At 69.4% G+C, this 4580-nt stretch carries 4 protein-coding genes; 1 reads left to right on the top strand and 3 read right to left on the bottom strand.

Features of this window, described 5'->3' with window-relative positions; translation table 11 throughout:
- The 3 genes from H5J30_RS18590 to hydA all read right to left on the bottom strand — a co-directional run.
- A partial coding sequence (locus H5J30_RS18590) for a recombinase family protein (RefSeq protein WP_181788543.1) occupies positions 1-796 on the bottom strand: 796 nt, incomplete at its 3' end.
- A 190-nt stretch (positions 797-986) separates the two neighbouring features.
- Complete coding sequence (locus H5J30_RS18595; RefSeq protein WP_181788544.1) at positions 987-2006, bottom strand: TIGR03842 family LLM class F420-dependent oxidoreductase; 1020 nt, start codon at positions 2004-2006, stop codon at positions 987-989.
- Positions 2007-2057: 51 nt separating this feature from the next.
- Complete coding sequence (hydA, locus tag H5J30_RS18600) at positions 2058-3458, bottom strand: dihydropyrimidinase (protein WP_181788545.1); 1401 nt, start codon at positions 3456-3458, stop codon at positions 2058-2060.
- 279 nt (positions 3459-3737) lie between these two features.
- Between hydA and H5J30_RS18605 the strand changes: the two genes are divergently transcribed.
- Positions 3738-4577, top strand: a complete 840-nt coding sequence (locus H5J30_RS18605) for a class III lanthionine synthetase LanKC N-terminal domain-containing protein (RefSeq protein WP_374100993.1) — start codon at positions 3738-3740, stop codon at positions 4575-4577.
- Positions 4578-4580 lie beyond the last annotated feature (3 nt).

Raw genomic sequence — 4580 nt, forward strand, 5'->3', positions numbered from 1 at the left:
CAGGGATGATAGGACTCCACGGAGCCTTACCGATTATTTCGTCGTCCGAATAGAGCGGGCCCTTTCTCGGCAGTCCGCGGTGCACCAACAGACCGGCATTACGGGGCCGAAGCAGTACCTCACGGACTCCATGGGCACGCCAGTCCGTTCCCCGTGATGTCCGGATGCCTTGAGAGCGCAAGTCGCGCGCAATTTCCCTGAGCGGCACTCCTGCCTGTACAGCCCTGCCCATTTGCACGATGAGTGCCGCCTCTGCGGGATTGACGGTCACGGTGTCCGGCTCGAAACCGAATGGACGCCTGCCGCCTCGGTTCTTCCCCTCTCGTGCCAGCCGTAGGTGGGCCATACGAACACGCTCCGAGCGATGCTCGGATTCGTATCGGGCGATGGTGCACAATTGACGGGCCACCATACGTCCGATCGGTGTGTTCAGGTCGATGATTCCTGCTGTGACCGTCTCCGTCTTGATATCCCTCGGTTCAACGAGGTTGATGTACTCCTCTAATTCAATGTTGCTACGGTGCAGCCGGTCTGTGTGCCAACACAGCACAACGTCTGCCTTTCCGGCTGCGATGTAGTCCAGCAACTGCAAGTATCGCGGGCGCGGCTGACCTGAGTACGCCGATATGTCATTGTCAGAGAAGACCTTGGTCACCTCGTAGCCGAAACGGTCGGCCAGCGCCCGGCACTGCTCTTCCTGTTCCCGAACTCCAATGCCCTCTTCGAGGCTGCCGCGCCGCCTGTCCCGACTGATGCGCACGTACACCGCCGCCCGAACCGCGCTCTCCGTACCCATGTCTCCGCCTCCTGAGTCCGTGGTCTCTTCTTCCACTACTCAGCGTGAGACGGAGAAGTGTCACAGTCCAGGGTCCGCCTTGGCGTAGCGGCTGCCGGCGAGGTCGTCGGCGGGGGCGAGTTCCACCCTGCCGTCTGCGGGCTGCTGCGGGTAGGACGGTGGCGCGGCGTCGGCGGCCATGGCTCCCCCTTCAGGCCAGCGCCGGGATGACGTACTTCCCGTACGCGTCGACGGTGGACTCCTTCGCGTCGTGCATCGCGTAGATCGCGAACTGGTGCACGCCCAGTTCCCGCAGCCGGCCCAGCTTCTCCAGGTGCGCCTCGACGGGGCCCAGGATGCAGAAGCGGTCGACGATGTCGTCCGGTACGAAGTCGGTGGAGGGGTTTCCGGCGCGGCCGTGGTGGGAGTAGTCGTAGCCCTTGCGCTGCTTGACGTACGCCGTCAGCGCCTCGGGGACGACGTCGGAGTGCTCGCCGTAGCGGTCGACGAGGTCGGCGACGTGGTTGCCGACCATGCCGCCGAACCAGCGGCACTGCTCGCGCGCGTGCGCCAGCGCCTCGGGGGTGCCGTCCGTGACGTACGCGGGGGCGGCGACGCAGATCGTCAGGTCGTCCGGGTCGCGGCCGGCCTGGGCGGCGGCGGTGCGGACGGCCTTGACCATGAACTCCGTGAGGTAGACGTCGGACAGTTGCAGGATGAAGCCGTCCGCGACCCGGCCGGCGAGCGCCAGCGCCTTCGGCCCGTACGCGGCCATCCACACCGGCAGCCGGCCGTTCTCGACCCACGGCAGGCTCAGCGTCGTGCCGGCCTCGCGGTCCACGACGGCCTCGCGGCCCTCGGCGAGGTCGCGGATGGCGCGGATGGCGTCGCCGAGGCGGGCCAGGGTGTTCGGCGGGCGGCCGGCGACGCGCATGGCGGAGTCGCCCCGGCCGATGCCGCAGACGGTGCGGTTGCCGTACATCTCGTTGAGGGTGGCGAAGGCGGAGGCGGTGACCTCCCAGGCGCGGGTGCCGGGGTTGGTGACCATGGGGCCGACGGTGAGCCGGTCGGTGTGCTCCAGGATGCGGCTGTAGATGACGTACGGCTCCTGCCACAGGACGGTGGAGTCGAACGTCCAGCCGTAGCGGAAGCCGTTCTGCTCGGCGCGGCGCATGAGGGCGACGACGGCGGATGCGGGCGGGTCGGTCTGCAGCACGAGTCCGAAATCCACTTCGGCCCCCTTTGGTCACGATGCCGGAGGTGTGGGTCTGGTGGCTGGTTTCTAGAGGAACTGGCAGGTGCCGCGCGGGATGTACTGGCCGTGTCCCGCGTGGCCGGTGAACTCGCGTGCCTTGAGGACTGTTTCGCCGCGGGAGAGCACGGTCTCGACGCGGCCGGTGATCTCCTTGCCCTCGTACGCCGAGTAGTCGACGTTCATGTGGTGGGTGGCGGCGGAGAGCGTCTGGCGGGCCTCGGGGTCGTAGATGACGATGTCGGCGTCGGAGCCGGGGGCGATGGTGCCCTTGCGGGGGTACAGGCCGAACATCCGCGCGGGGGTGGCGCAGGCGATGTCGATCCAGCGGCGGCGGGTGAGGTGCCCGTCGAGCACCGCCTGGTGGAGGAGGTCCATCCGGTTCTCCACGCCCGGCAGGCCGTTGGGGATCTTGGAGAAGTCGCCGCGGCCCAGTTCCTTCTGGTCCGCGAAGCAGAAGGGGCAGTGGTCGGTGGAGACGACCTGGAGGTCGTCGGTGCGCAGGCCGCGCCACAGGGCGGCCTGGTGCTCGCGGGGGCGCAGGGGCGTGGAGCAGACGTACTTGGCGCCCTCGAAGTCCGGCTCGGCGAGGTTGTCGGTGGACAGGAAGAGGTACTGCGGGCAGGTCTCGCCGAAGACGGGCAGGCCGGCGTCGCGGGCCTGCGCCAGTTCGGCGACGGCCTCCTCGGCGGAGACGTGCACGACGTACAGCGGGCTGCCGGCGACCCGGGCGAGCTGGATGGCGCGGTGCGTGGCCTCGGCCTCCAGCAGGACCTTGCGCACCTCGCCGTGGTGGCGCGGGTCGCTCTTGCCGGCCTTGAGGGCCTGTTCGACGAGGACGTCGATGGCGATGCCGTTCTCGGCGTGCATCATGATCAGCCCGCCGTTGCCGGCGGCGCGCTGCATGGCGCGCAGGATCTGGCCGTCGTCGCTGTAGAAGACGCCGGGGTAGGCCATGAACAGCTTGAAAGAGGTCACGCCCTCCTCGACCAGGCCGTCCATCTCCTTGAGCGTGTGCTCGTTGACGTCGGAGAGGATCATGTGGAAGGCGTAGTCGATGCTGCACCGGGCGTCGGCCTTCGCGTGCCAGGCGTCCAGTCCCTCGCGCAGCGCGCTGCCCTGCTTCTGGACGGCGAAGTCCACGATGGTCGTCGTGCCGCCCCAGGCGGCGGCGCGGGTGCCCGTCTCGAACGTGTCCGAGGCGAACGTGCCGCCGAACGGCAGCTCCATGTGGGTGTGGGCGTCGACGCCGCCCGGGATGACGTACTTGCCGGTGGCGTCGAGCACGGCGGCGCCGGCGCGCCAGCCGGCGGCGGCGTCGCTGCCGTGCGCGGCGAGGGCGATGACGCGGCCGTCCTCGACGAGCACGTCGGCGTGGATCTCGTCGGCGGCGGTGATGACCAGCCCGCCGGTGATGACTGTACGGCTCACGGCCTCTGCTCCCTTCCGGCGGCGCGACGTCACCAGGGGTCTACACCCGTAGAGTCGAGCTGCGTGCGAAGACCGTAGAAGCATGGCACCGCGCTCGGCAATACCGCGGCAGCCGCCCTTCGCCACCGCGTGGCGCGGTCCGGGCCCCCGGCCGCGGCCCGCGGCGCGCCGTACCCGTGCGTTCTGCACACCTTGTTCATGACAGCGGTGACTACTGCCGGTGCACGTCCGGCTGCAATCCTTCGTGGGCGCAGTCACCGGATTCGGCCTTGGGGGGAAATGGACAAGCGATACGAGGCGTTCTGCCTGGCCGACGAGTATTTCTACGAAACTCCGGACCGGCTGACCGGTGCCGCCGGCGCACCCGCCGCGCTCTTCCCCGTCGCCCGCCGGGAAACTCCCGGGGAATGGGTCGACGCGTGGTCCGGGGACTGGCGCCAGCTCCAGCCTCTGGCCGATCGCCGCTGGCCGGAGCAGGGCTGGAAGATCCATGTCTCGGCCCGCCTCGACAACGCCGACCGGGTCGGCACGTACATCTGGGACTACTGCGTGCCGCGCGGCATTCCGTTCAAATTCGTGCCAGGAAAGCAACTTCTCTACCTCCGGAACTCCAAGTACGCCAGCCGCACGATCAGCGGCAAATTCGCCACGATCTATCCGCGCGACGACGAAATGCTGCACACGGTGCTGCGTGAGCTGGGCGGGCAACTGGCCGCGGAGGACGGCCCGTACATCCTCACCGATCTGCGCTGGCAGGGCGGCCCGCTGCACGTGCGCTACGGGGGCTTCGCCCCGCGCTACTGCGTGGGCGCCGACGGGGCGCGTCCCGGCCGTGGCGGCGAGCGCGCCGGGCTGCTGCGCGGCTGGACCGGGTCCGCGCTCTTCTTCGTCCGGCTGTACAAGCGCACCCGCGACCCCGCGCTGCTGGACGCCGCCGCGGCGCGCGCGGCGGTGCTGCCCGCCGTCCGGATGCGCTACTACGCTCAACCCGGCCTGTTCCAGGGGCGGGCCGGGATGCTCCTGCGCCTCGGCCGCACCGCGACCCCCGGACATCGTGGTGCGAGCAGGGCGCACAACCCGGCGGGTATACCGACCGCACGCCCCCGTCCGGGCCCTTGACAG

Source organism: Streptomyces phytophilus, from assembly GCF_013870535.1.
Lineage (GTDB): Bacteria > Actinomycetota > Actinomycetes > Streptomycetales > Streptomycetaceae > Streptomyces > Streptomyces phytophilus.